Annotated in this window: 23 protein-coding genes; 6 read left to right on the top strand and 17 right to left on the bottom strand. The window is 32.5% G+C overall.

The genetic code is table 11. From position 1 onward, the window contains the following. Positions 1 to 374: 374 nt before the first annotated feature. The 5 genes from BUB42_RS13305 to htpG form a co-directional block, all read right to left on the bottom strand. A complete protein-coding gene (locus tag BUB42_RS13305) occupies positions 375 to 1,097 on the bottom strand; it encodes an Abi-alpha family protein (RefSeq protein WP_073021234.1) in 723 nt (240 codons plus the stop codon). Between the two features lie 575 nt (positions 1,098 to 1,672). Beyond that, the gene (locus BUB42_RS13300) at positions 1,673 to 2,008 is read right to left on the bottom strand and encodes a helix-turn-helix transcriptional regulator (protein ID WP_073021232.1); all 336 of its coding nucleotides are present in this window, start codon (positions 2,006 to 2,008) and stop codon (positions 1,673 to 1,675) included. Further along, a complete protein-coding gene (locus BUB42_RS16975; protein WP_396178051.1) occupies positions 1,998 to 2,228 on the bottom strand; it encodes a type II toxin-antitoxin system RelE/ParE family toxin in 231 nt (76 codons plus the stop codon). Before BUB42_RS16975 ends, BUB42_RS13300 begins: the two co-directional genes overlap by 11 nt. Beyond that, on the bottom strand, positions 2,229 to 2,453 hold the full coding sequence (locus BUB42_RS16970) for a hypothetical protein (RefSeq protein ID WP_396178032.1): 225 nt from the start codon (positions 2,451 to 2,453) through the stop codon (positions 2,229 to 2,231). A 339-nt stretch (positions 2,454 to 2,792) separates the two neighbouring features. After that, complete coding sequence (htpG, locus tag BUB42_RS13290) at positions 2,793 to 4,697, bottom strand: molecular chaperone HtpG (protein WP_073021363.1); 1,905 nt, start codon at positions 4,695 to 4,697, stop codon at positions 2,793 to 2,795. 181 nt (positions 4,698 to 4,878) lie between these two features. On the opposite strand from htpG, the gene BUB42_RS13285 reads away from it, so the two are divergent. The 3 genes from BUB42_RS13285 (at position 4,879) to BUB42_RS13275 (ending at position 7,576) form a co-directional block, all read left to right on the top strand. Then, positions 4,879 to 5,355: a lipocalin family protein gene (locus BUB42_RS13285; RefSeq protein ID WP_073021230.1), complete on the top strand. Its 477-nt coding sequence runs from the start codon at positions 4,879 to 4,881 to the stop codon at positions 5,353 to 5,355. Positions 5,356 to 5,370: 15 nt separating this feature from the next. Then, the gene (locus BUB42_RS13280) at positions 5,371 to 6,066 is read left to right on the top strand and encodes a YiaD family glycine zipper/OmpA-like lipoprotein (RefSeq protein ID WP_073021228.1); all 696 of its coding nucleotides are present in this window, start codon (positions 5,371 to 5,373) and stop codon (positions 6,064 to 6,066) included. Positions 6,067 to 6,628: 562 nt separating this feature from the next. Further along, positions 6,629 to 7,576, top strand: coding sequence for an ABC transporter ATP-binding protein (locus BUB42_RS13275; RefSeq protein WP_073021361.1), 948 nt, complete (start codon positions 6,629 to 6,631; stop codon positions 7,574 to 7,576). Between the two features lie 710 nt (positions 7,577 to 8,286). Here the strand turns inward: BUB42_RS13275 and BUB42_RS13270 are convergent. Continuing rightward, the gene (locus BUB42_RS13270; protein ID WP_073021226.1) at positions 8,287 to 10,698 is read right to left on the bottom strand and encodes a S9 family peptidase; all 2,412 of its coding nucleotides are present in this window, start codon (positions 10,696 to 10,698) and stop codon (positions 8,287 to 8,289) included. 326 nt (positions 10,699 to 11,024) lie between these two features. On the opposite strand from BUB42_RS13270, the gene BUB42_RS13265 reads away from it, so the two are divergent. Together BUB42_RS13265 and BUB42_RS13260 are read left to right on the top strand one after the other, a co-directional pair. Then, positions 11,025 to 12,032, top strand: coding sequence for a 3-oxoacyl-ACP synthase III family protein (locus BUB42_RS13265; protein ID WP_073021224.1), 1,008 nt, complete (start codon positions 11,025 to 11,027; stop codon positions 12,030 to 12,032). Between the two features lie 122 nt (positions 12,033 to 12,154). Further along, positions 12,155 to 12,673, top strand: a complete 519-nt coding sequence (locus BUB42_RS13260; RefSeq protein ID WP_073021222.1) for an SRPBCC family protein — start codon at positions 12,155 to 12,157, stop codon at positions 12,671 to 12,673. Between the two features lie 388 nt (positions 12,674 to 13,061). Here the strand turns inward: BUB42_RS13260 and BUB42_RS16595 are convergent, their stop codons facing one another. From BUB42_RS16595 to BUB42_RS16770, 8 genes are all read right to left on the bottom strand, one after another. Then, positions 13,062 to 13,577: a hypothetical protein gene (locus BUB42_RS16595; RefSeq protein WP_073021220.1), complete on the bottom strand. Its 516-nt coding sequence runs from the start codon at positions 13,575 to 13,577 to the stop codon at positions 13,062 to 13,064. Positions 13,578 to 13,917: 340 nt separating this feature from the next. Next, on the bottom strand, positions 13,918 to 15,000 hold the full coding sequence (locus BUB42_RS13250) for a DUF6544 family protein (protein ID WP_084118349.1): 1,083 nt from the start codon (positions 14,998 to 15,000) through the stop codon (positions 13,918 to 13,920). Between the two features lie 52 nt (positions 15,001 to 15,052). Then, positions 15,053 to 15,184, bottom strand: a complete 132-nt coding sequence (locus BUB42_RS16835) for a hypothetical protein (protein WP_262987408.1) — start codon at positions 15,182 to 15,184, stop codon at positions 15,053 to 15,055. Between the two features lie 436 nt (positions 15,185 to 15,620). Continuing rightward, positions 15,621 to 15,764, bottom strand: coding sequence for a hypothetical protein (locus BUB42_RS16495; protein WP_170857235.1), 144 nt, complete (start codon positions 15,762 to 15,764; stop codon positions 15,621 to 15,623). 275 nt (positions 15,765 to 16,039) lie between these two features. Further along, entirely contained in the window at positions 16,040 to 16,480 is a 441-nt protein-coding gene (locus BUB42_RS13245) for an OsmC family protein (protein WP_073021218.1), read from the bottom strand. A 404-nt stretch (positions 16,481 to 16,884) separates the two neighbouring features. Next, complete coding sequence (locus BUB42_RS13240) at positions 16,885 to 17,304, bottom strand: fasciclin domain-containing protein (protein WP_073021216.1); 420 nt, start codon at positions 17,302 to 17,304, stop codon at positions 16,885 to 16,887. A gap of 483 nt (positions 17,305 to 17,787) precedes the next feature. Beyond that, complete coding sequence (locus BUB42_RS13235) at positions 17,788 to 18,549, bottom strand: SDR family NAD(P)-dependent oxidoreductase (RefSeq protein WP_073021214.1); 762 nt, start codon at positions 18,547 to 18,549, stop codon at positions 17,788 to 17,790. Positions 18,550 to 18,694: 145 nt separating this feature from the next. Beyond that, positions 18,695 to 19,213, bottom strand: coding sequence for a hypothetical protein (locus BUB42_RS16770; RefSeq protein ID WP_244533935.1), 519 nt, complete (start codon positions 19,211 to 19,213; stop codon positions 18,695 to 18,697). 356 nt (positions 19,214 to 19,569) lie between these two features. Between BUB42_RS16770 and argS the strand changes: the two genes are divergently transcribed. Continuing rightward, positions 19,570 to 21,360 carry an arginine--tRNA ligase gene (argS, locus tag BUB42_RS13225; RefSeq protein ID WP_073021212.1) on the top strand — a complete coding sequence of 597 codons (1,791 nt, stop codon included), beginning with the start codon at positions 19,570 to 19,572 and terminating at the stop codon, positions 21,358 to 21,360. A 269-nt stretch (positions 21,361 to 21,629) separates the two neighbouring features. Here the strand turns inward: argS and lgt are convergent, their stop codons facing one another. The 3 genes from lgt to cysS all read right to left on the bottom strand — a co-directional run bounded on the left by lgt (position 21,630) and on the right by cysS (position 24,407). Next, a complete protein-coding gene (gene lgt, locus BUB42_RS13220) occupies positions 21,630 to 22,559 on the bottom strand; it encodes a prolipoprotein diacylglyceryl transferase (RefSeq protein ID WP_073021210.1) in 930 nt (309 codons plus the stop codon). Positions 22,560 to 22,626: 67 nt separating this feature from the next. Next, positions 22,627 to 22,875 (bottom strand): membrane protein insertion efficiency factor YidD, encoded by a 249-nt coding sequence (yidD, locus tag BUB42_RS13215; RefSeq protein ID WP_073021209.1) that lies wholly within the window; start codon positions 22,873 to 22,875, stop codon positions 22,627 to 22,629. Positions 22,876 to 22,928: 53 nt separating this feature from the next. Then, on the bottom strand, positions 22,929 to 24,407 hold the full coding sequence (gene cysS, locus BUB42_RS13210) for a cysteine--tRNA ligase (protein WP_073021207.1): 1,479 nt from the start codon (positions 24,405 to 24,407) through the stop codon (positions 22,929 to 22,931). Position 24,408 lies beyond the last annotated feature (1 nt).

The raw sequence follows: 24,408 nt of genomic DNA, 5'->3' as shown, positions 1-24,408 counted from the left end.
CACTAAGTTGTTTCTTTGAATCTATTTACACGGTTACTTAAATGGACTTGAAGTTCTAGAAAGTTAGAAAAAGAGTGCGTTCGCATTATTGAATTACAATGGCTCTTAACAGATATTGAGCCGAATTATAACATCATTAACGATTTTAGAAATCAAGGCCTCGCAGTTAGTGAAATCGCTTTAAAAAATCAAGTTTATTGAACTGAAAAAAAAGAGGCATTTTTGCCTCTTATAATCTTTCAAATAATTTTTACGATAACTCCATAGTGTTGACGGAATGTAATCGGTTCCAGCTTGCCCGCCGCGGAGGATTCAACCGCGGGTTCATTGTTCATCTGTCAGACGCAGTGAGTATTTGCTGTTAGCAGATGCTTTTATAGTTCGATAAAGTCATTTGGAATACAGGCATTAGCAAACAGTTCCCCAAATTCCATTAATCTTCTTTCACTATTTATAAATACTCCTATTTGTCTTTTTGTAGCTTTGTCATAAATCACTTCTTGTTGACCAACTTGCCAAGTTCCAGCGAGATTTAAACTATTTAAATGATTCATATTCATCCAAATATTTTGAGGAAAGTCGAGTTTTTCCATGGGGAATTCTTCGCAGAGAGTTTCTTTATTTTTAAATTGATTTTTCTCTTCATTATAATCTGATTTTTGTTTTATTTTATAATTTTTATGTTTAAGATAAAACAAGATTACTGCTTCATCTCTACTTAATTGTTTGATTATACTTGGAAACGCTGGATGAGCCAAATCTTGTTTAGATTTGTCAATAGATATTGCTAAAAGATTTATAAATAATTCACTTAGTAAAGTATTTTCATATGTCAAACTTAAACCTTCTAATGTAGGAATTACAATTTGAGGATGACCTTCGATTAAGTTTTCTTTATCAACTCTTTCTGAAACTTTTTCCAAGTATCTTTCCCATCTGTCGTGCTGTTTTGCTAAGTATTCAAATGGAGCAAGTAAAAATCTAGAAGTTTTCGCAACACTCTCAAGTGATTTACCGATTTGTTTCATTGCAGGACTTAGAGCATCTACATACACTTTGTCAACAGGAATTAAACTTCTTATTTCATCTTTTATCATAATTTTCTGTTTTGTGGGTCAATATATTTGCCAACTTACTTATAGTGCCAATGTCACACAGTTTTGATACCAAAACAAAATGATAAGCGCATACTTTGTTTTTTTTTTCTTCTCCCCAAATATATAATTTAATTCCGAAAAAACTTATATAAGCTTATTTTTCATAAATAAAACCTTTAATTTATAAATGTACGGCAAACCACAAATTCTCTTTTTTCGCACTAATTCCTGAGACCCGCTTGTCTCTAATATTTAAGAGTGAATTCTGCGCGTCGGCGATGGCCACAAACAAAGATTACTTCGTTAGTGTGCTTTGCTCGGGTGTAGCGTTCAGTAGACTCGGGAGCGGGATAAGATTCCATAAAAACTATTCATTTTACTCCAAAAAAAAGACCTACCAGTTTGCACTTGCAGGTCTTAAATTCCCCTTCTGTGCAGGGGTTAGGGTAGAATTATTTAATCCGCTCAAAACTTCTTTCTACAAAAACCTTTACCAATTCTCCTTTTTATTTGGTTTTACAGTAATTTAGCTGAGAATAGTGCTTGTTTAATCGACGTAATTGACAATACTTAGTTTATCCAGCAATTTTTATGATACTATCTAAAATTTCGACCTTAAAATTTACTTTAGCATTTAAAGCACTGAAAACTCTTAAAATTGTTTCAACAGTTACATTAGTTGTATTGTTTTCAAGCTTCGAAATTTGTGCTCGTTGAACACCAATTAACTTTCCGAGTTCTTCTTGGGTCATGTTTCTGTCAAGACGAACTTTTTTTATTAAGTTTCCAAGTATTGCCATTTGAAGTTCTTGCTCGTAAATAGTCCTTTGAGCAGTTCCAGATTCTCCTATAAACTCGTCTTTAATTTGGTCAAAAGAGAACATTTCTAATTCATTTTCTTTATTTTTCATTTCTCTTATTTTTAAGTTCAAAATACCTTAATCTTATGTTATTTGCTTTTTCAATCTCTTTGTCAGGAACTTTGCCAGTTTTTTTAATTATTCCGTGAGTTGCTAAAACTAAAGTTTGCTTTGGCAATTCTTTAATGTTAGATTTAAATTTCTCTGTTTTATCCCAAAATGCAAAAATTCGGTAATGTGTTTTATTATACAATGTTCTAAATTCCCAAATTTATCCACTCAGCTTTTTAAATAACTCATTGTCAATTTTAATTCTCGATTTGTCAATATTGAAAATTATTTTGTTACGACTTTTATCTTCGATTTCTAGAAGAAATTCTCTTGCTTCTGTTAAGAATATTACATCAAACTTATTCATTTGCAATTCCATTTGTTTCCATTCAAAGATACAAGTTAATTTTAAACTTTCGGATACAGATTTATTTATAACATCCATTCTCTAAAGATAAAAATTATGTACTTTAAATTTTATGTGAAATAGGGTGCGGGGAAAAAGTTTGAGCGACTTCTTATTCGGTTTTCTTTTCTTTTAAGTTTTAACAAATTTTAACTTAATTCGTAACATCCTTTCTGATGCACTTATAAAACAAATCGCTCTAAAATAGCCCCGATAGTAGCGGAAATCCTTTGCTTGGGCGATAGCCAAGAGCAAAGATTGCAGCGAATAGCGGGACATAGCGCCTCATGAAAACCAATCATTCTGCTCCAAAAAAAAGACCCGCAAGTTTTCACTTGCAGGTCTTAGTTCCCGAACCATAAAGGGGTTAGGGGAGGACTATTTTATCAGCTCAAAACTTCTTTTTACAAAAGCCGTTAGTGCTTCTCCTTTTAAAAGGTTTTGCGATAATTTAGCTAAGTCAAGCGCTTGTTTGATCAAGCTTTCTTGAGCTGCTGCGTCTTTATTGTTTAAAATGTTAGTCGCTAATTCAGAATTAGTATTCACGACCAAATTGTACATTTCTGGCATATTACCCATTCCAAACATTCCGCCGCCACCGCCAGACTGACTCATTTCTTTCATTCTACGCATGAATTCTGGTTGGGTAATAATGAATGGAGATGCATTGCTGTCTAGCGCTTCTAGTTGGACACTGTATGTTTGTTTAGGAACAATGGCTTCTAGAACGGTTTTCAAGTTGGTTTGCTCTTCTTCGGATAATTTAGAAATCGTAGTTTCGTCTTTCTTAATTAAATTATCAATATGATCTGAATCGACACGTATAAAAGTCATGTTGCTGTTATCGCCTTCAATTTTTTGAATCAGGTGAGAGATAATAGGAGAGTCTAGCAATAAAACTTCATATCCTTTCTCTTTTGCAGTTTCAATGTAAGAGTGTTGCGCTTCCTTATTTCCAGCGTATAAAACGACTAATTTTCCGTCTTTATCAGTTTGATTTGCAGCAAGGTTTTCTTTGATTTCCTCCAGTGTGTAGAATTTGTCATCTACTGTTGGGTATAAAACAAAAGCACCTGCTTTTTCATAGAATTTATCTTCAGATAGCATTCCGTACTCTAGAACGATTTTGATGTCATTCCATTTTTGTTCAAAATCAGCACGATTTTCTGTGAATAATGATTTCAATTTATCCGCTACTTTACGAGTGATATAGTTCGAAATTTTCTTAACCGCAGCATCAGCTTGCAATCCAGAACGAGATACATTTAATGGAATATCTGGAGAATCAACAACACCTTTAAGCATCATTAAAAATTCAGGAACAATTCCCTCTACATTATCCGTTACGTAAACCTGATTTTGATACAACTGGATTTTATCTTTCTGAATTTGTAAGTCGGAACCCAATTTAGGGAAATATAAAATACCGGTTAAGTTGAACGGATAATCAACATTTAAGTGAATATGGAACAATGGCTCCTCAAACTGCATAGGATACAATTCATGGTAGAAATTCTTATAATCTTCTGGAGATAATTCGGTAGGTTGCTTTGTCCAAGCTGGGTTTGGGTTGTTGATGATGTTATCAACTTCTACTTCTGTAAAAGTTTTGTCTTTATCCTCTTCGGCAACTTCTTCGCCCTTTTTTTGTTCAATTTTTTCTGTCTTTGTTCCAAATTTAATTGGAATAGGCATAAACTTATTGTACTTATTCAATAAACCTTTGATTTTAGAATCTTCAAGAAATTCCAAAGAATCTTCGGCTATGTGCAAAATAATTTCGGTTCCACGAGTGGTTTTGTCTGCTGGTTCTAATGTAAATTCTGGGCTTCCATCACAAGTCCAGTGTGCAGCTGGTTCGTCTTTGTAAGATTTAGTGATGATCTCCACTTTTTCAGCAACCATAAAAGCCGAGTAGAAACCAAGTCCAAAATGTCCAATAATTCCAGAATCCTTAGCTGAATCTTTGTATTTGTCTAAGAATTCTTCCGCACCAGAAAAAGCAACTTGGTTGATATATTTCTCTACTTCATCTGCAGTCATTCCTAAACCTTGATCGATTATGTGGAGTTTTTTACCTTCTTTATCGATTTTCACTTCAATCATTGGGTTGCCATATTCTACTTTGGCTTCGCCAATGCTAGTAAGATGCTTTAGTTTTAACGTCGCATCAGTACCATTGGAAATTAACTCTCTCAAGAAAATCTCGTGATCACTGTATAGGAACTTCTTGATTAAGGGAAAGATGTTTTCAACCGAAACATTAATTTTGCCTGTTGTCATATTTTGAATTTTTAAGTTTGTTTTAATGGCTAGTATTCTTTCAAACACAGTACCACTTATATATTAGGTGACAAAATGTCGGAAGTGATAATTTTAATAAAATATAATGTAATTTTGCAACAAAAATCTGTAACCCCCCACTTACCTTTGTGTGAGTATTAATTCATTAAAATTAAGAAAAATGAAAAAAGTTATTCTAATATGTGTAGTAGCCGTATTGATGTTTGCTTGTAAATCACAATCTGCTACAAGCACTAGTACCGACAGAAAAGCACAGATCGCGATCAAAGGAAATTGGGAAATTAGTTCCGTTACTTATCCAGGATCGCAATACATCAAGGTAAATACTTTTCAGTTAGCCGATTCAGAATGTTTTGTAGGAAGTACGTGGAAATTCGTTTCTAATAATAACAAAGGCGTGATGGCGTTGACAAAAGCGGATTGCGCTGCGTTCAGTTCGCCAATCACTTGGTTTGTAAATGACAACGGGCAGTTTGTTCTTAAAGTTTTATCCGCTGGCGAAAAAGCGAAGAAAGTAAGAGATGGATACGTTTTAGGCCTTGCTAATCAAACAGAAACTTCATTCCAATTGATTGATAAAATCGATGTTGGCGGAAAAATGACTGATGTAGTTTACCAGTTTCAAAAAGTTAATTAATAAATAAATTCAGTTATGAAAAAGATTTCAGTAGTTGCGATTGCAACAATAATGGTCATAGGTTCAATATTTACTAGTTGTGAAGCGATAAAAAATACAAATCAAAAACAAAGAGGAGCAGGAATAGGTGCTGTTGCCGGTGCTGTACTTGGTGGAGTTCTTGGAAACAACCTAGGTAAAGGTGGTAAAGGCGCAATGGGAGCTGTGTTAGGTGGAGTCGTAGGTGGAGTTGCCGGTGGCGTGATTGGTAACAAAATGGACAAGCAAGCAAGAGAAATTGATGCGGTGCTTCCTGGTGCTGAAGTTGTACGTGTAGGTGAGGGAATCAAACTTGTTTTAAATGAAAACGCAGTGCGTTTTGATACAAACAAATCCTCTTTGACTGCTGCTGCAAAAGCTAATTTAAATAAATTAGTTCCTGTTTTTGGAGAATATCCTGATACTAATATTACAATCTATGGTTACACTGATAATACTGGTGCGGCAGAATATAATTTGAAACTTTCAGGAGAAAGAGCGTCAGCAGTGAGAAATTATTTAACTGGAAAAGGTGTTTCTTCAAGTAGATTTCAAGTGACTGGTTTAGGAATTGCTGATCCAATTGCATCAAATGAAACACTGCAAGGAAGAAGTCAAAATCGTCGTGTCGAATTTGCTATTACTGCAAATGATAAAATGATCAAAGACTCCGAAGCGGAAAGCAAAAATTAAAAAAAAATATTTTTAAAAAAGAGGTTGTTTCGTCACGAAGCAACCTTTTTTTGTACCCAAATTTTTATGACAGTTTTTTAAAGTGATCTAAGGTAAGAAAGTAGCCTCTAGTTTGTTGCAAAGAATAATTTAAATAAGTTACAATTTCTTTAATTTTGGTACGATCAATCAATTCCATTTATATTTTTAGGAAGGTCTGTTTAATACAATTTGTGTTTTAATTTTACATAAAAAAAGTTTTTATATTTAGCGCTTTATGTGTTGCCTAGTCGAAGGGCGAAACCTAATCTATAATTGATGCGTAATCTCGACTGCGCTCGATTTGACAAAAATAAAATAGTAAGCAAATTAAGGAAAGTTAAGCTTTATGGTAACTTATTAATTTTTGCTGCAAAAAAACTATTCTATATTCATAATTCGGATGCTTATTAAAGTACATTTTTATAACCCTAAAGAGCACGATTTGCGACTCGGAGCCTTGGTGGAAAATGACTCACAAACCCACATAAATCGTGGTGTAAATAAATTAAACATTGTAAATTTGCACTTTTAAATATTGATGATGCTTGAGATAAAAGACATAACGTTTACTTACATTGACAAACCGGTTATTGAAAATATCAGTTTTACAATTACAAAAGGTCAAAACACGGCACTTATTGGCGAAAGCGGTTGCGGTAAAAGCACTTTGCTAAAACTCATATACGGATTGTACAATTTAGACAGCGGTGAAATCACATATAATGGAAATCCTATATTAGGACCAAAATTTAATTTAGTTGCAGGAGAAGATTACATAAAATATTTAGCGCAAGATTTTGATTTGATGCCATACATTACTGTGGAGGAAAATGTGGGTAAGTTTTTGTCTAATATGTATCCTGAAGAAAAAAGTGCTCGTGTGCACGAACTATTAGACATGGTTGAAATGACTGCTTTCGCAAAAGTAAAGGCAAGATTCCTAAGTGGCGGTCAGCAGCAAAGAGTGGCGCTAGCGAGAGTTTTAGCATTAGAACCAGAAATTTTATTGCTTGACGAACCTTTTAGCCAAATTGATTCTTTTAGAAAGAATTCTTTACGTCGTAATTTATTTCGCTACTTGAAAGATAAACGAGTGACTTGCATTATTGCAACGCACGACAGCACAGACGCATTGGCTTTTTCTGATGAAACGATAGTGATTCAAGACGGAAAATTAATGGCAAAAGCCAATTCAAAGACGTTGTATGAAAATCCAGCAAACAAATATATTGCATCACTTTTTGGTGAAGTGAATGAATTAAAATTATCGCAGTTAATTCCTCTTGAAGACGAAGAAGATCAATTACTATTATTGTACCCGCATCAATTAATAGTAGTGGATAACGGGATGATGCACGTAGTTGTAAAACAATGTTATTTTAAAGGAAGTCATTATTTAATCAAAGCAGCTTTTGAAAGAAGAGCTATTTTCTTCGAACATGATTCTGAGTTAGAAGTGAATCAAGAAGTTACTTTGATGATGTCATGAAAAAAGGTTTTTTATAATATTTAAGTAGGCTTTATTATTATTTTAGAAGCTGGATCCGCTAATAGCTTAATTTAAAATATTGATTGTTAGAACATACTTTATTTGCCGTTTTCCTGCAAGGTCTTTTTTTGACCTTGTAGGTATAATTTTATAGATTTTTAGACCATAAATGTTTTTAAAACCTTTTTGTAACAAATAAACTGATCAGCACTAAAAAAACTTATAATCCAATTTCTATCATATTAAAAGCCCTGAAAATCAGTAATTTCAGAGTTTCAATTTATTTTAGTAAGCCTTTCAACTCCATAGGATTTTTCTGTGGCGATAAAAATTTTTTTCGCCACAGATTCACAGATTTTGAATTTGTGATAGTAACACAGAAGTTACTGCACTTTACTTGATCTTTTAAAGCATTTGCCATGAAGACTCTAAGACACCAATTTCATTTAGCTTAGTAGTAAATTCACTTTTGCAAAAATTTTGTGGCTTCGTGACTTTGTGGCAATAAATCCTTTTTTTATTCCTTAGCAGTATATAGCTTACTTAACTTGATTTTGTAAAGCATTTGCCACGAAGACTCTAGGGCACCAATTTCATTTAGCTAGGTAGTAAATCCACTTTTGTTAAAACTTTGTGCCTTCATGACTTTGTGGCAATAAATCCTTTTTTTATTCCTTAGCAGTAAATCGCTTATTTTAAATTTTTTTTAATTAGTTCTTCAAATACTTCTCTAAAAACTGATCTTGTTCCCAAAGCAAATGAAGTATGTTTTCCTTCCCAACATATCCATGAGATTCTTTTGGTAAAATTACCATTCTAGCGGGAGCACCTAATCCTTTCAAAGCTTGGAAATAACGCTCTGTTTGCAATGTAAAAGTCCCAGGATTGTTATCAGCTTCGCCGTGAACTAAAAGCATTGGTGTTTTCATTTTGCCAGCATTCATAAACGGAGACATCGCATTATAGACGTCTGGACTTTCCCAATAGTTACGCTGCTCACTTTGAAAACCAAAAGGAGTTAATGTTCTATTATAAGCACCACTTCTAGCAATTCCGCACGCAAAAAGATTAGAGTGGGTTAATAAATTAGCAGTCATAAAAGCACCATAAGAATGACCGCCAACTGCTACTTTTTTTCTGTCAATGTAACCCAAAGCATCTACAGCATTGATCGCTGCTTCGGCATTATCAACTAACTGCGTGATAAAATTATCATTTGGTTCCGTTGTTCCTTCGCCAATAATGGGGAAAGCAGCGTCATCAAGAACGACATAGCCTTTAGTTACCCAATAAACGAATGAACCATAACTAGGAAATGTAAACTCATTTGGATTTTGGGTTACTTGTCCTGCTGAATTTTTGTCCTTGTATTCTGCTGGGTAAGCCCAAATTAACAAAGGCATTTTCTCTTTTTTTGCTTTGTCATAACCAACTGGCATATACAAAGTACCAGATAATTCAACGCCATCTTTACGCTTGTATTTAATCACTTCTTTACTGACGTTTTTGATGCTTTCAAACGGATTTTTAAAATCAGTAATTGGTGTTAACTTGTCTTTTTGTTTGATATTTCTTAGGTAATAATTTGGATACTCATTTTTAGATTGAATTTGCACTAAAACAGTTCCTTTCTTGAAATCCTCAATTTCGATTATGTCTTCTTTTTTATCAGTGAAAGTTGAGGTGTAAAGTCGGTTTGATTTTAAAGTTTTTAAGTTAAATTCAGTAATAAACGGGAACTGACCATTTTTAGTAAATCCATCACCAATAAGAAAAGTATTTTCATTTTCTATTGCCAAAACATATCGATTGTACTGATTTTTTCTTGTTTCGAAATTTCCTGGATCAGAATATACGTCTTGTGAATTTCTATCAAATATTACTTTTGGAGCTTGACTTGGATCAGACGGATTGATTAAATACGTTTTTGTATTTCGACTATCATACCATTCATCAGAAACGATAGCAATGTTATTATTGCCCCAAATCATTCGGTCATAACGTTGAGGAGTTTTAACTAATGAGGTAGGAGCAGTAGTAAAAGGAGCATTCCACAAGAAAACTTCGTCTCTAAAAGCTACATCGTTTGCAGGATCTCCGCCATCTAATGCTTCCGTAAAAACTAAAGTCGCAGGTTTATCTGCTCTCCAACTCATGTTTCTTTTTCCTTTGCGAACTGCCATAAACCCTTTTGGAATAATTTCGGTCAACGGAACTTCATTAACAACTTTCACTTCTTTTCCAGCACTGTCGTAAATAGCTGATTTAGATGGAAATCGACTAAGTGGAACAATGTATGAAAATGGTTTTTGAATTGTGGTTACCATCAAATAATTACCGTCTGGCGAAAAACTTTCTCCGGCATACATTGCTGCTTTCATAAATAGAGTTGCCGTTCCATTTAGTTTTACTTTGTACAATTCAGATGTCATGATGTTCTCAAAATTGATTTCATCGTTCTTGTTTTTCAACATATCTGGATAAGTTCTGTTTTGTGATTTTGCTCCGTCGGCATTAGAAATTATTGGACCTGCAGGCAAATCTTTTTTAGAATCTAATAAGGCCGCTCTATTTTTTGGAAGCATTTTTACTAGAATAGTCTCATTGTCATTCAACCAGCTAAACGGACTCCCGATGTTAGCATTGACAATTGCTTCGGTTAATTTTGTGGCTTTTGCCAGAGCGACGTCGATAACCCAAAGTTCAACTCCAGAAGCTGTAGTATGAGAAAAAGAGATTTTTTTATCATTTGGTGACCAAGCGATATTACTTATACGAGGATTTTCAGGTAAACCAGCAACTTGCATTTCGTTTTTGTCATTTACTTTCCTTAATTTAAGATTATTGATGTACGTGACTGTACTCGAGATATTAGTTACAGGATTGATTCGTAAACCTCCTAAACGCAATTCATCTTGGTTTAAATCATCTAAGGTTTTGTATGTATTTCTGTAAGATAATAACAAATATTCTTTTTTAGTATCCATCGATACGGCTGGTGCTCTTTCAAAATCAGCTAATTCCAGAATGGATTTAGATGGTTTTTGGTAACTCAAGTTTTCCTGAGCAAAGGTAGTTAAGCTCAGTCCTAAAAATAAGAAAAATGGAATTTTTGACTTCATAAATTGAATGATTTTAAATTAGCGATAGTAGAATGTATTATGATTCGAAAATAATGCAATATTATTACATTTGAAAGCGTAACACTTTTTTTAACTTTTTTGCAATATCAATTGCTGTTCATTTTTCGAATAAAATAAAAGCGCAAAAATTAAAAAACAATGTTCAAACAATATCACTTTGCATAAATGGAATAGTTCGCCTTAAAATTAATTTATTTTTTAACTCTAAGTATTCTAGTTTTAATTATTAAAAAAGCGGTTCTTTGTAAGTTGAAATTTTGACAATCGTTTTAAATTTACAACAGGTTTATAATAAAAATAATAATATGTATCATTCAAAAATAACAGGTTTAGGATTTTATGTTCCTGACAACGTAGTGACTAATGATGATTTATCAAAAATCATCGAAACTAATGACGAGTGGATTCAGGAAAGAACGGGAATTCAAGAGCGAAGACATATTATTCCAGGAGAAGATACTACAACTTCAATGGGCGTCAAAGCTGCTGAGATTGCAATTGAGCGTTCTGGATTAGATAAACACGATATTGATTTTATTGTTTTTGCAACTTTAAGCCCTGACTATTATTTTCCTGGACCAGGAGTTTTAGTACAGAGAGATTTAGGTTTAAAAACCATTGGCGCATTAGACGTAAGAAATCAGTGTTCTGGTTTTATTTACGCTTTATCAGTTGCCGATCAATATATTAAAACCGGAATGTATAAAAACATTCTAGTTATTGGATCCGAGGTACATTCATCAGGATTAGATATGACTTCTCGTGGTCGCGGAGTTTCGGTAATTTTTGGTGATGGAGCAGGAGCTGCAGTTTTAAGTAGAGAAGAAGATTTGACTAAAGGAATTTTGTCTACACATTTACATTCTGAAGGGCAGCATGCTGAAGAACTGGTTTTGAAAGCACCAGGAATGGGTGGTCGTTGGGTTTCAGATATTCTTGCTGATAATGATCCAGATGATGAAAGTTATTATCCACACATGAATGGACAATTTGTATTTAAAAATGCGGTAGTTCGTTTTAGCGAAGTAATTAATGAAGGTTTACAAGCAAATAATCTGGAGGTTTCCGACATAGATATGTTAATTCCGCATCAAGCCAATTTGAGAATTTCTCAGTTCATTCAAAATAAATTCGAGTTAAGCGACGATCAAGTCTTTAATAATATTCAAAAATATGGAAATACTACGGCAGCGTCTATTCCTATTGCATTGACCGAAGCTTGGGAACAAGGAAAGATTAAATCTGGTGATACAATTGTTTTAGCTGCTTTTGGAAGCGGATTTACTTGGGCCAGCGCAATTATAAAGTGGTAGTGTAAAAATTAATTTTAGTATATTTTAAATTATACTCTTATAATTATTTTAAGCCTACGTAAATTATTGCGTAGGTTTTTTATTTAAAAGTAAAATCGATTGATTAAATTTAAAAAAAAAGTATGACTGTAATATTATTATTAGCCGTTGCAATAATTGTTTTGGGATCTTATTTAAAGAATGATTACTTAATTGTTAGAGAGATAATAATTAAGAAACCAAAACAACAAATTTTTAATTACATAAGACTGCTTAGAAATCAAAACGAGTATAGTTATTACAATCGGAAGGATCCAAATACTGTAAAGTCTTATTCCGGAACTGATGGTGAAGTTGGTTTTACGTATTCATGGAGTAGCAAAGTAAATAGTATTGGCACAGGAACCCAAACCATATCAAAAATAGTTGAAGGAGAGGAAATTTGCTGTGATATCCAATTTACAAAACCTTTACCTCTAAAGTCTGTTGCTATAATTTCACTGACAGCAATTAATGAAAACGAAACCAAAGTCACTTGGACTTTTAGCAGTTTTTATAATTTTCCGCTGAATGCTATTATTTATTTTGTTAATCTTGAAAAATTAATAGGTAATGACATTGCTAGTAGTTTAGTGACTTTGAAGGAGAATCTTGAGCGATAATTTTTATAATTAAGTAATTCAGTTGATTTTTTTACAAAATCAATATTTAAAAAATGGTATCATTTAATTTGTTTACCGCTGAATTTCTTGACACAGAAAAAATTAATGCAATTTCAGTTTTGATTATTAAGGTTTTTTCTTTAGTGATTACTTTTAATTTTTAGAAAAAAAACAATTCATTACTGAAGATAAAGTTCATTTACTAACTACTGTTGTAGTTTTTTGCAAAAGTAAGCCATAATAAACTTCCGCTTGCACCGAATCTTCCCCATTATTAATTGCTATCGATATTCTAATTTAACTACTGATAATTTAATTCAACTATTTCTGTTTAGTTATTTTCAGATCAAAAAAAAATCGAAACTGTTAGTTCCGATTTTTTTAATAATTATTTTTTCTTTGCCTTATTCTTTGATTTTTTCTTTTTGGCAGCTGCTTTTTTCTTAGCTTTTTTTTCTTTTAATTTCTTTTTGACCTTTTCTTTTTTAGCTTTCTCTTTTTTCTTTTTCTGCGCTTTTTTCGCTTTTTCTTTTAGTTTGTTTTTTGCTTTTTTCTCTTTCTCTTTGCTTTTGTCGCTCATCTTTTTTAATTTTTTAAGATTTTTTTTATCTAACTTTTTCGTAGCCTTAAGATCTAACATTTCAGCTTGGATTAGTTCGTCAATGCTGACAATGTCATTTTTCTTTATATTGGTTGCAGTTTCTGCTGATATTTTAGTTACTGTTTCCTTTTTAGCGGCTGGTTTTTTTACAGCAGGATTTTTTACAGCAGGATTTTTTATAGCAGGTTTTTTTACAACCGGATTAGAAACTGCCGTTGTTTTTTTTACTACAGGCGGAACAGTTTTGCTAGTTGCTTTTTCTTCCTCAGTATTGCTTGTGCTCATTTGATTATTTTCTTCCATATTAAAATTTTTATAGTGTTAATTAGCTAATTGTAAATATTTTGTTATGTAAATGTAAAGAAATAGAATCAATTTGCAATGTTAAGTTTTTAATTCGTGTTAAAATTTAACATTGGATTTCATCATTTTTGCATTGGTAATCAAATAGTTGTATAAATTTAGTGAAATAAAGTCAACCGCTAGATTTACCGCGCTGTCAGAACCTTTGACTTTAATGGTAGTTTTGTTCGGACGTCGAAATAAGTGTGGTTTTTTATCCGCCATTTTATAAATAAAATGAAGATTACTATGGTAACAATTAGATTATCCAATAACAATTCAGTTCTTATTTTTCAACTACTTATTTCATTCCCGAAACATTATACTCAACCTCTTTTAAATTAAATTTTCCGTACACAAATTTTCCATCAGGATAATGCCAAATCGTCTCTCCATAGGTCATAATGTTTATGCCGTTTAAGTTTTTATAATTGCTTACTGGAGTAGAAAAAGGATTGTTATTGACATCGCGATCTGTAGAAATAAAATCAATTAATTGTCCTTCTTCATTAAAATACAAAATGGCTGAAATGGTAATTTTGTCATTTGTAAAGATCGCTTTTGCCGAACTGCTATTAATTATCTGCCAAGAAATCCGTTTATCAATTAATGTTGCAGGAGCCATTAAACACATATCGTTAAATAGTGTTACGGTTTCTGCTCGATCCATTTCTTTTCCTGATTTTTTAACTACCGAGAATAGCCCAAAGAGTCTAATATCCATTATTGCATTAGCATTTGAATATTTGTGATAACCCGGAACTGTAAAGCCTTTGATTTTTGCTTTCATAAAAAACAGTCGGGTAGGATTGTCAAAAAAATTATATTGTTCACAAATAAAGGGAAAAAAATCTTTGCCTTTTTCTCTCATTTGGCCTTCAAATGCAATGCGCATATTTTTTACTTTTGGTTTATTTACAACCCCAGCATATTTTAAATATCGTTTTACAGGTTCAGGCAGTGCAGTTAAATCTGTTTCTGTCAACAAATCCATTTCTAATGTATTGGTTCTTTGAAGGTTTACATGGACATCTTTATGGTAACTTTTTTCAAAATGAAAACTTCCATAATTTAGTAACACAGCAACAAGAATAATTATATTAGCAATTGTTCCAAATTTTGCATCTTTCCAAACCGCAAAAATCAATAATTGTGAAATTACAATGGCTGTAATTCCAACGATCATCCAAGCTTCTTTTTTCAGTAAGAATAAAATGGTGACAAATAGAAACAGAAATGCAGTTCCAAGCCAAAGCAGTCCAACAGGTTTTGAAATTTCTTTGCTAATTTGGGATATAGTGCCGAAGTTGAACGCTTTTGCAAACCCAATAAAATGTATCAGTCCGTGGATTACAATAAAAAAGCTTAAAATGTATTTTAACATAATCGATTAAAATTTTTGCTTTATTAAAGCTTTAATAATCTTCATATTCCTCTTATGGTTTTTTCTGGAAATCATTTTTTAGAAATTTTATATATTCTTGCTTGTCTTTCTGATTACTTTTTATCAAAAAAACAATTAATGCAATCGCAGCAATAATTACCGGAATTATAATGTAATAGTTCATAACTTATTATTGTGTTGATGATCTATAAAATGATAGAATTTGAATTTTATTTAAAATTGAAAGGTGTCAAATTATTTTGTTAAAACAGTAAAAAAAAGAGGCTAAAATCGTAAGTATTCATAATGATTGAATCGTATAGATGTGTTTCTGCTTACTTCTTATTCATCAATAAATCTGGATGAAAAACATTCTTAAAATTTTTAAAGAAAGATCATTTGCTTCGGAACTACTAATTTTAAAATTTGCTTGTAGCGGTTTTTTTAATAAAACTCAAGCGGACATGTAATTTATAAGCCTTAAAATCAGCGCCTAGATAGTTAAACATTTTTTTTATATCATTCAAAACAATTACGTTATACAAATGATTTCTACAATCTGTTTGTTTAATTGTAGTTTGGTTCTTAAAAAGAGATGAAAATTTGTTTTTTAACAACAATTATTTACTTTTTTTAGCTTTAGCCTTTCCTTTGGGAACACAATTAGGGACTTTTTTTCCACCTTTAGTTTTTGTTCCAAGTTGATTATAACCCTTCCAGCAAGGGTCATCCTTTTTTTTAGTGCTTTTTTTTGCTTTTGCCATGATAAATAATTTTTTACTTTAACTGCCTTAGAAATCAAGTATAATACATTTTTATGTACTTAAATAAACAATATATTTCGCAATTTCAAATTGCTCATTTTTACAATAAACACCATCATTGTTTATTCAACTTCACTTCTTTATTCCAAAGGTAGAAGCTCGAAGCTTTTAAATATTGAGCGTTGTCTGTGACCAAATCGCGCTATTTAATAGCATTTCCTTATCAGTCAAAAACTTGTTTACGATGATTTTAGAAATATATTGTATTAACCAATTTATGCCGTAACCACAATTTCAGATTCTACCACAATGTTTGATTTTACGGAATTAGAAATCAAACAATTTTTTTCACTCATTTCTAAAACTCGTAGCGCTTTATCAGAATCTTCGGCGTCGGCAATTGTAAGAATTGGTTTTAATTTTATTTCAGTCACCGTATACATTTCATCGATTTTTTCTACGATTCCAATTGCATTGCATTTAATACTTTCATATTCTAATTCTGAATTATCGGCAATAGCAAAAAAAGTATTCATTACGCAACTGCTTATTGCTGCTACAAATAAATGTTCTGATGACCAAATATTGGGCTCGCCTTTCGGGAAGTCAGGAGGTGTTACAATTTCTATTTTTTGGTTTAAAACCGGTGAAGAAATTATTCCTTTTCTGTCTTGTGTCCATTCAAAATTGACTTCATATTGGTGTGTGTTTTCCATTGTTTTAATATTTATTAATTACAAATTAAAATTACTGTCTTATGTATGCAACGGATGCAAACGCCTGACAAAACTTTCATAAATTTGCGATATTTTTTCTTGAGTTAACGATGTTTTGTTTTATTTGACATTCCTATTTTTTAGCGCTTGTTAAAATAATATTAGAAATATTCTATAAGTTTCTATTTTTAGATAACAGAAATAGCCTGAGTATCTGTACAAATTCATTGACTGAATTTTTTTAAATAAGCGCATCTTAAACAGATATTATTGGTAATTTGTTTCGTTTAATGTTTTGATTAATATTGAAGTTATTATTGATTTTTGGGAACTTTAATAAACGAATTTTTATTCTAGAACTAAAAATAAAACCTCACAATCGCAAGGTTTTATTTTCAAAAAATTTAATCTTTTGGCAATAATACTTTGTCAATAACATGAATGATCCCATTTGATGCTATAATGTCAGTAGCTACAACATTTGCGTTTCCCACTTTGACTTTTCCATCTTGTATCATAACTTCTAAATTACCGCCTTCAACTGTAGTTAGCTCTTGACCATCTTCTAAATCGGCCGCTGTCATTTTTCCACTTACTACATGATAAGTTAAAATTTTAGCCAATTTTGACTTGCTTTCGGGCTTTAGTAATTGATCTACATCTGATTGAATGGCCGCAAAGGCAGCATCGGTGGGAGCAAAAACTGTAAAAGGTCCATCTCCCTGTAAAGTTTCAACTAATCCAGCAGCTTGTACTGCTGCAGCTAATGTTTTGGCTGATGTTGTAGCTATTGCTACAATGTCATTTTGCATTTCGTTTTCCATTTTCTATTGTTTTTTTTTAGAAAAATAATTTTTTCTAATTGTAAAATTGGATAAAATCTAAAAAAAAAGTATTGTAAAATAATTATAAAAAGTTGTTTATTTCACAGTATTGTTTAAACAACGAAGTCCTCTGTAATTTTTTTTACCACGATAAATTATTAATTTAGAGCAGTTTAAACAGTAAAAATATCGAAAGTTGTCACTGAAAGTTAAAATACTAAAATATACGATCGTTAAATTTATCATAATCTCTTTTTGCAACAAAATAATTTTAATAGTTAAAAACCGAATCAACAACAAAGCGAAATTTGGGCTGCAACATTATTTACTTATTTTGATAAGCATATTCACTGGAAATGAAAATAAATTTGTTGATCATCGACCGAAAAATTATTATTACCACAGTTTCGGTTAAAAAAATTAGTGCCTTTGCGAAATCTATCTGTATCGTTCATCAACCTTGTAGTTAAAAAGTCTTTATAATTATTGAGCTGACAATCCACCATCTATAATCTGAGTGGTTCCAGTAATAAATTGACTATCATCACTCGCAAGAAATAAAACTAATTTGGCAATTTCCTCAGGTTCCGCATACCGTTTTAATGGTATAATTGCTTCAAATTCCTTTTGTATATCTGCCGCATTACCTGATGACACGCCTTCTTCAATAGATCGCATCATTCTATTGTTAACAGGTGAAGGATTTACCGAATTTACGCGAATTTTTCTTGTTGCTGCTTCAATCGCTGCACTTCGCATGATGCCCACACCGGCATGTTTGCTTATTATGTAAGCACTCATATTAGCCGAACCTAATATTCCTGCAACGGATGAAGTCAGAATTATGCTTCCGCCGTCATTCATTTGGGGTAATGCATATTTATTTCCTAACCACATTCCTTTGACGTTAACCGCGATCACTTTATCAAAAATATCTTCAGGATAATCTACTATTGGTTTTACAGCACCTTCAATTCCAGCATTGTTGAAAAAAATATCAATTTTTCCAAACAGTTTTACCGTTTTATCAATATAATGCCGTACGTCAACAGCTTTTGAAACATCGGCAACACAATGTTGTACTTGTTCACTGTTTAATTCTTCTACAGTTTTTTTTAAAGAATCCTCAGATAAGTCAACCAACATCACTTTAGCTCCTTCATCTAAAAATAGTTGAGCAGTAATTTTTCCAATACTACCAGCTCCGCCAGTTATAACTGCTACTTTATTTTCTAATCTCTTCATTTCGTTTTAATTTATAAATTGTTTGTATGCCTCGCAGTTTGCTTAATCTATAGTAATTCTTTGTATTTATTAGTTTGAATCTCGCATTGTTTTTCAGTTTCAAACCATTTTTTACCGATAAAAAATTCAAAGTTGTTACTTTTTATTACGCTTTATCTTCATCCAAATCATTATGATTATCTCCGCCCAAACTATAATAATTATTTTCTTCGTCTTCACTTCCAATACTTTCTTGCTGGTCATCTAGTTCTGAACCCGGAACATCTAAATCGCTTCCTGTCATCGTGTCCTGAAAATCTTTTTTGTTCGTTCCGTCTACCGTTTCGTATGGCGTTTTGTTTTTAGAAATATTTTCAGGATTTAAATCTGCTTCTTTAGTAAATTGTTGGTAAATATCTTCTTCTGCTGGATAAATTTGAAGGTCTGCGTATTTAGCGTTTTTATTATCACTGAGTTGTATGTTGCCATCATGTGTTTGAGAATACTGATGAACAACGTCCCTTAATGATTGATAGTACTTTTCAAAATTTTCAATTTTTATTTTTTCATCTTCAGAATTATTTGCTGGCATTTCAGAAATATATTTGGAAAGCTCCGGATATTCTTCTAGAATTTTGGCAGTAAAATTGATGATCTTTTGTTCTAATTCTTTTATAGTTTCCATGTTGATTTGAAATTAGTTTGTTAATTTGAAACTGTATTTGTCAGCAAAAATTTGTACTAAATAATATTTTAAGCGTAGCGTTTTTCTAAATAATTAAAGACAGAAATAAAGATCCTAAATTACTGATGAAATAGTGTTACACAATTTTTGAGATTCATTGTTATATTCACACTTTTTTTTATTGGAATATTCATTTTTTTTGTCAGATTTCGCTATTGAGTCCACATTTTGAGGTTTTTTAGAATGAAGTTGTATTTTTATCAAGTACTTCAGGGTTTAACCTCGATCTTAAAAATGGATAAGGATTTAATTCCCCCAGAATAACTATCTTTGCACGCTTTAAAATATTTCATCAAATGACATTACCACAAATTCTTACGCCCGCTATCGAAAAAGCTGTAAAAGCTTTATTTGATGTTACTCTTGATAAAGTTGAATTTCAAACCACACGGAAAGAATTTCAGGGCGATATTACAATGGTTATTTTTCCATTATTAAAACTGATAAAAAGTAATCCAGTCGAATTAGGCAATAAAATAGGAAATTATTTAGTTGAAAATTTGACTGAAGTGAGTCAGTTTAATGTCGTTTCAGGATTTTTAAATATTGTCATCTCTGATGATTACTATTTAGAATTTTTTGCAAGAATAAAAGATGAAGCTAAATTTGGTTTTGTAACTCCATCACCAAATATTGGATCAGATGATAAAGCGGTATTAGTTGAATATTCTTCACCTAATACTAATAAACCGCTACATTTAGGTCATGTTCGAAACAACCTTTTAGGATATTCAGTAGCTGAAATAATAAAAGCGAGTGGAAAAAAAGTGTACAAAACCCAAATCATCAACGATCGAGGAATCCATATTTGTAAATCAATGTTGGCTTGGCAAAAATTTGGAAATGGGCAAACTCCAGAATCTACTGGTCTAAAAGGAGATAAACTTGTGGGAAATTATTATGTAGCTTTTGACAAAGTATATAAAGAAGAAATTGCACAATCAATAATTGCCGGTCACACCGAAGATGAAGCTAAAAAACAAGCTCCAATCATTATAGAAGCGCAGGAAATGCTGCTTAAATGGGAGGCTGGCGATGAAGAGGTGATCAAACTTTGGAAAATGATGAACCAATGGGTTTATGACGGTTTTGCTATCACTTATAAAAACCTAGGAGTCGACTTCGATCAATATTACTATGAAAGTAACACCTATTTACTCGGTAAAGATGTGGTGCAAATTGGTTTAGACAAAGGCGTTTTCGAAAAAGATGCTGACGGTTCCGTTTGGATTGATTTGACTGAGGAAGGTCTAGATCGAAAAATTGTGCTTCGTTCAGATGGAACAGCGGTTTACATGACGCAGGATATAGGAACTGCTATTCAACGTGTGAAAGATTTTCCTGATGTAGGCGGCATGGTTTATACCGTAGGAAACGAACAAGATTATCACTTTAAAGTTTTGTTCCTAATCCTGAAAAAATTAGGTTTTGATTGGTCTAAAAACTTGTTTCACTTATCTTACGGAATGGTAGATTTACCTTCTGGAAAAATGAAAAGCCGTGAGGGAACTGTTGTTGATGCCGATGATTTGATGCAGGAAATGACAGATACTGCTCAAAAAATTGCTGAAGATTTAGGGAAATTAGACAGCTATTCAGTTGAAGATAAGGCAAAGTTATATAACACAATAGGTCTTGGTGCTTTAAAATATTACATTTTGAAAGTAGATCCTAAAAAACGAATCTTGTTTAATCCAGAAGAATCAGTCGATTTTGCAGGAAACACAGGTCCGTTTATTCAATATACGTATGCTAGAATTCAATCCATAATTCGCAAAGCTAATTTTGATTATAGTGTTAAATCTAACGTTTCAGAGTTGCATCAAAAAGAAAAGGAATTAGTGAAGCAACTAGAATTATTTCCAGAAGTGATTCAAAGTGCGGCGCAGCAACACAGTCCAGCTTTAGTGGCAAATTTCACTTATGAATTAGTACGAGAGTACAATTCATTCTATCAAGCAGTTTCTATTTTAGGAGAAGAGGACATTGATAAAAAAATATTCCGAGTGCAACTTTCTAAAAAAGTAGCCGATACAATAGCATTAGCATTTCAATTATTAGGGATTGCTGTTCCTGAAAGAATGTAATTGCATTTTGATATTTGGCGAAAGCCTAATAAAAGTCCTCTACTTTATTGTAAAAGATTTTTGTATGAATTATAAGTTAGTATTTCTAAGGAACTTTAGTTTGTGCAAATTCGAGGTTTTTAATTACCGCTTTGATTATTAAAACTAACATCAAAGCATAATTTTAAATCCAAAAACCTCATTAGTTTCTATGATAGATTCATGGTTAAACTAAAAAAGCGTTATCTACAAATATGCAGATAACGCTTTTTTAATTTTTAATAGTTAATTTATAAACTCGGAATTTCTTTTTTAGCTTTAATTACAAAATACATTCCTACTAAAACAAAAGGAATGCTTAGCCACTGTCCCGTAGAGAATAATCCCAAGGCACTCTCAAAACCACCCTGACTTTCTTTTACAAATTCAACAAAGAAACGCACCGTGAATAAAAGAACTAAAAACATTCCAAAAATATATCCTGTGTAAATTCTTTTTTCTGTTTTCCAATATAAAAAGAACAAGATTGCAAATACAAAAACATAGCAAATTGCCTCATACAATTGTGTAGGATGTCTTGCAGGAACTTGTTCTAGTAAAGTAGCAAACTTTGGATCGGTTGCAATTGCAGTGTATGCCTCTTTTGGATTCGGTATCTGAGTCGCGTTGACAGCATCCATTGCAGTAAAGTGATCCCTTATAAATTTTATTCCAAAAGTCGACGTTGTTTCGTGACCTATAATTTCTGAATTGAAAAAGTTACCCAATCGCACAAAAATTGCACCGCTGGCAACTGGAATTACAATGCGGTCTAAAATCCATAGTTGAGGTCTTCTTAATATATTTTTACTGTAAAAATACATCGCAATTATGATCGAAATAGCAGCACCATGACTGGCTAGTCCTTGATAACCTGTAAATTCAAAACTTGGCGAGAAGCGAAACGGCAATAATATTTCTAAAAGATTATTGCGATAATATTCCCAATCATAAAAGAAAACATGTCCTAAACGCGCTCCAGCTAATGTTGCCAAAACAGTCCAAATAAATAATGAATCCAGCTTTTCTATTGACTCGCCTTCGCGATCAAATATGTTTTTCATTATGTACCAGCCTAATCCAAAAGCAACTACAAACATTAAGCTGTAATATCTAATCATAAAAAAGCCCAAATCAATTCCTTCTGCTGGATTCCAAACTATGTTTAAAGCGTGTGTCATTTAGTGTTAATTTTATTTGTAAATCGTAAAAATAGGATTTTAAAGTAAATTATGTATTCAAAAAAGGTTAATGTTTGTCTTTGCATTTCTTATCCGGAACGGGATCGTATCCACTTCGTCCCCAAGGATGACAGCTCAAGATTCTCTTTATGCCCAAAAATCCGCCGCGTAATAATCCGTGTTTTTGCAAGGCTTCAATCATATAAGAAGAACAAGTAGGCTCAAATCGGCAGGCTGCTGGGGTGAATGGCGAAATTGCAGCTTGATAAAACCGAACTAATAGCACAAAAGGAAATATGAGAATTTTTGAAATCATATTTTAGATATTTACAATTGGAAATGTATCGCAAATCACTCAAAACTGTTTTGTTAAATACTAAAAGTAGTTCCTTCTTTACCATCTTTCAATTGGATTCCCAAAGTAACTAGTTGATCTCTAATTTGATCTGACAAAGCAAAATTCTTATTGTCTCTAGCCTGTTTTCTCATTTCAATCAGCATATTTACAGTACCTTCTAGTTTATCAGAATTTTCATTTGCAACTTTTTCGTTCTCAAGCCCTAGAACATCATAAATAAAAGCGTTCATTGCTTTATCGAAAATTTCCAAATCAACTGCAGTCAAGCTTTCCTTGCCATCGTTCAACAAGTTGATGAACTTGACGCCCTCAAACAACTGCGCAATCAAAATTGGCGTGTTAAAATCGTCATTCATCGCGTCATAACATGATTGCTTCCATGTGGAAATATCGATAGTGCTTTTTGCGGAAACAGTAATTTCTTTTAACAAACTTACAGCTTCCATCAATCGTTTGTATCCTTTTTCTGCAGCCACAATCGCATCATCTGAAAAATCAAGAATACTTCTATAATGCGCTTGTAACATAAAAAAGCGAGCAACCGATGCCGAGAAAGCTTTACTTAAAATAGTATTTTCCCCAGTCAATATTTCTCTTGGTAGAATATTATTTCCAGTTGATTTGGCCATTTTTTTTCCATTCAAAGTCAACATATTGGCGTGGAGCCAGTAATTAACAGGAGTATGGCCAGTGCACGCTTCATTTTGAGCAATTTCACATTCATGATGCGGAAATTTTAAATCCATTCCGCCTCCGTGAATATCAAAATGGTTTCCCAAATATTTAGTGCTCATTGCGGTGCATTCTAAGTGCCAACCCGGAAAACCATCACTCCATGGTGAAGGCCATCTCATGATATGTTGTGCTTCGGCTTTTTTCCAAAGTGCAAAATCTTGCGGATTTCGTTTGTCACTTTGACCGTCAAGATCTCTAGTATTGGTAAGCATATCTTCAATATTTCGACCGCTCAATTTACCATAATGATTGGTTTTATTAAATTTTACCACATCGAAATAAACCGATCCATTGGCTTCGTATCCAATTCCGTTCGCAATAATAGTCTTTATAATTTCTATTTGTTCAATCATATGACCAGTTGCAGTCGGCTCAATGCTAGGTGGTAAAAAGTTAAAAGCTTTCAAAATTTCGTGAAAATCTACAGTATAACGCTGCACCACTTCCATTGGTTCTAGCTGTTCCAATCGCGCTTTCTTGGCAATTTTATCCTCGCCTTCATCCTCATCATCTACAATATGGCCCACGTCGGTAATATTTCGAACGTAACGCACCTTATAATCTAAATGTAAAAAGTATCTGAAAATCACATCAAAAGACATAAATGTTCGCACATTCCCAAGGTGGACATTGCTGTAAACTGTTGGTCCACATACATACATCCCCACATTTCCCTCGTGAATAGGTGTGAATGTTTCTTTCTCTCCCGAAAGTGAATTGTATATTTTTAAAGGCTGACTTTTATATAAGGGCATA

Source organism: Flavobacterium micromati, from assembly GCF_900129585.1.
In the GTDB taxonomy this organism is placed as follows: domain Bacteria; phylum Bacteroidota; class Bacteroidia; order Flavobacteriales; family Flavobacteriaceae; genus Flavobacterium; species Flavobacterium micromati.
Note: the sequence above shows the minus strand (reverse complement) of the source record. Positions and strands in the feature narration are given on the sequence as shown.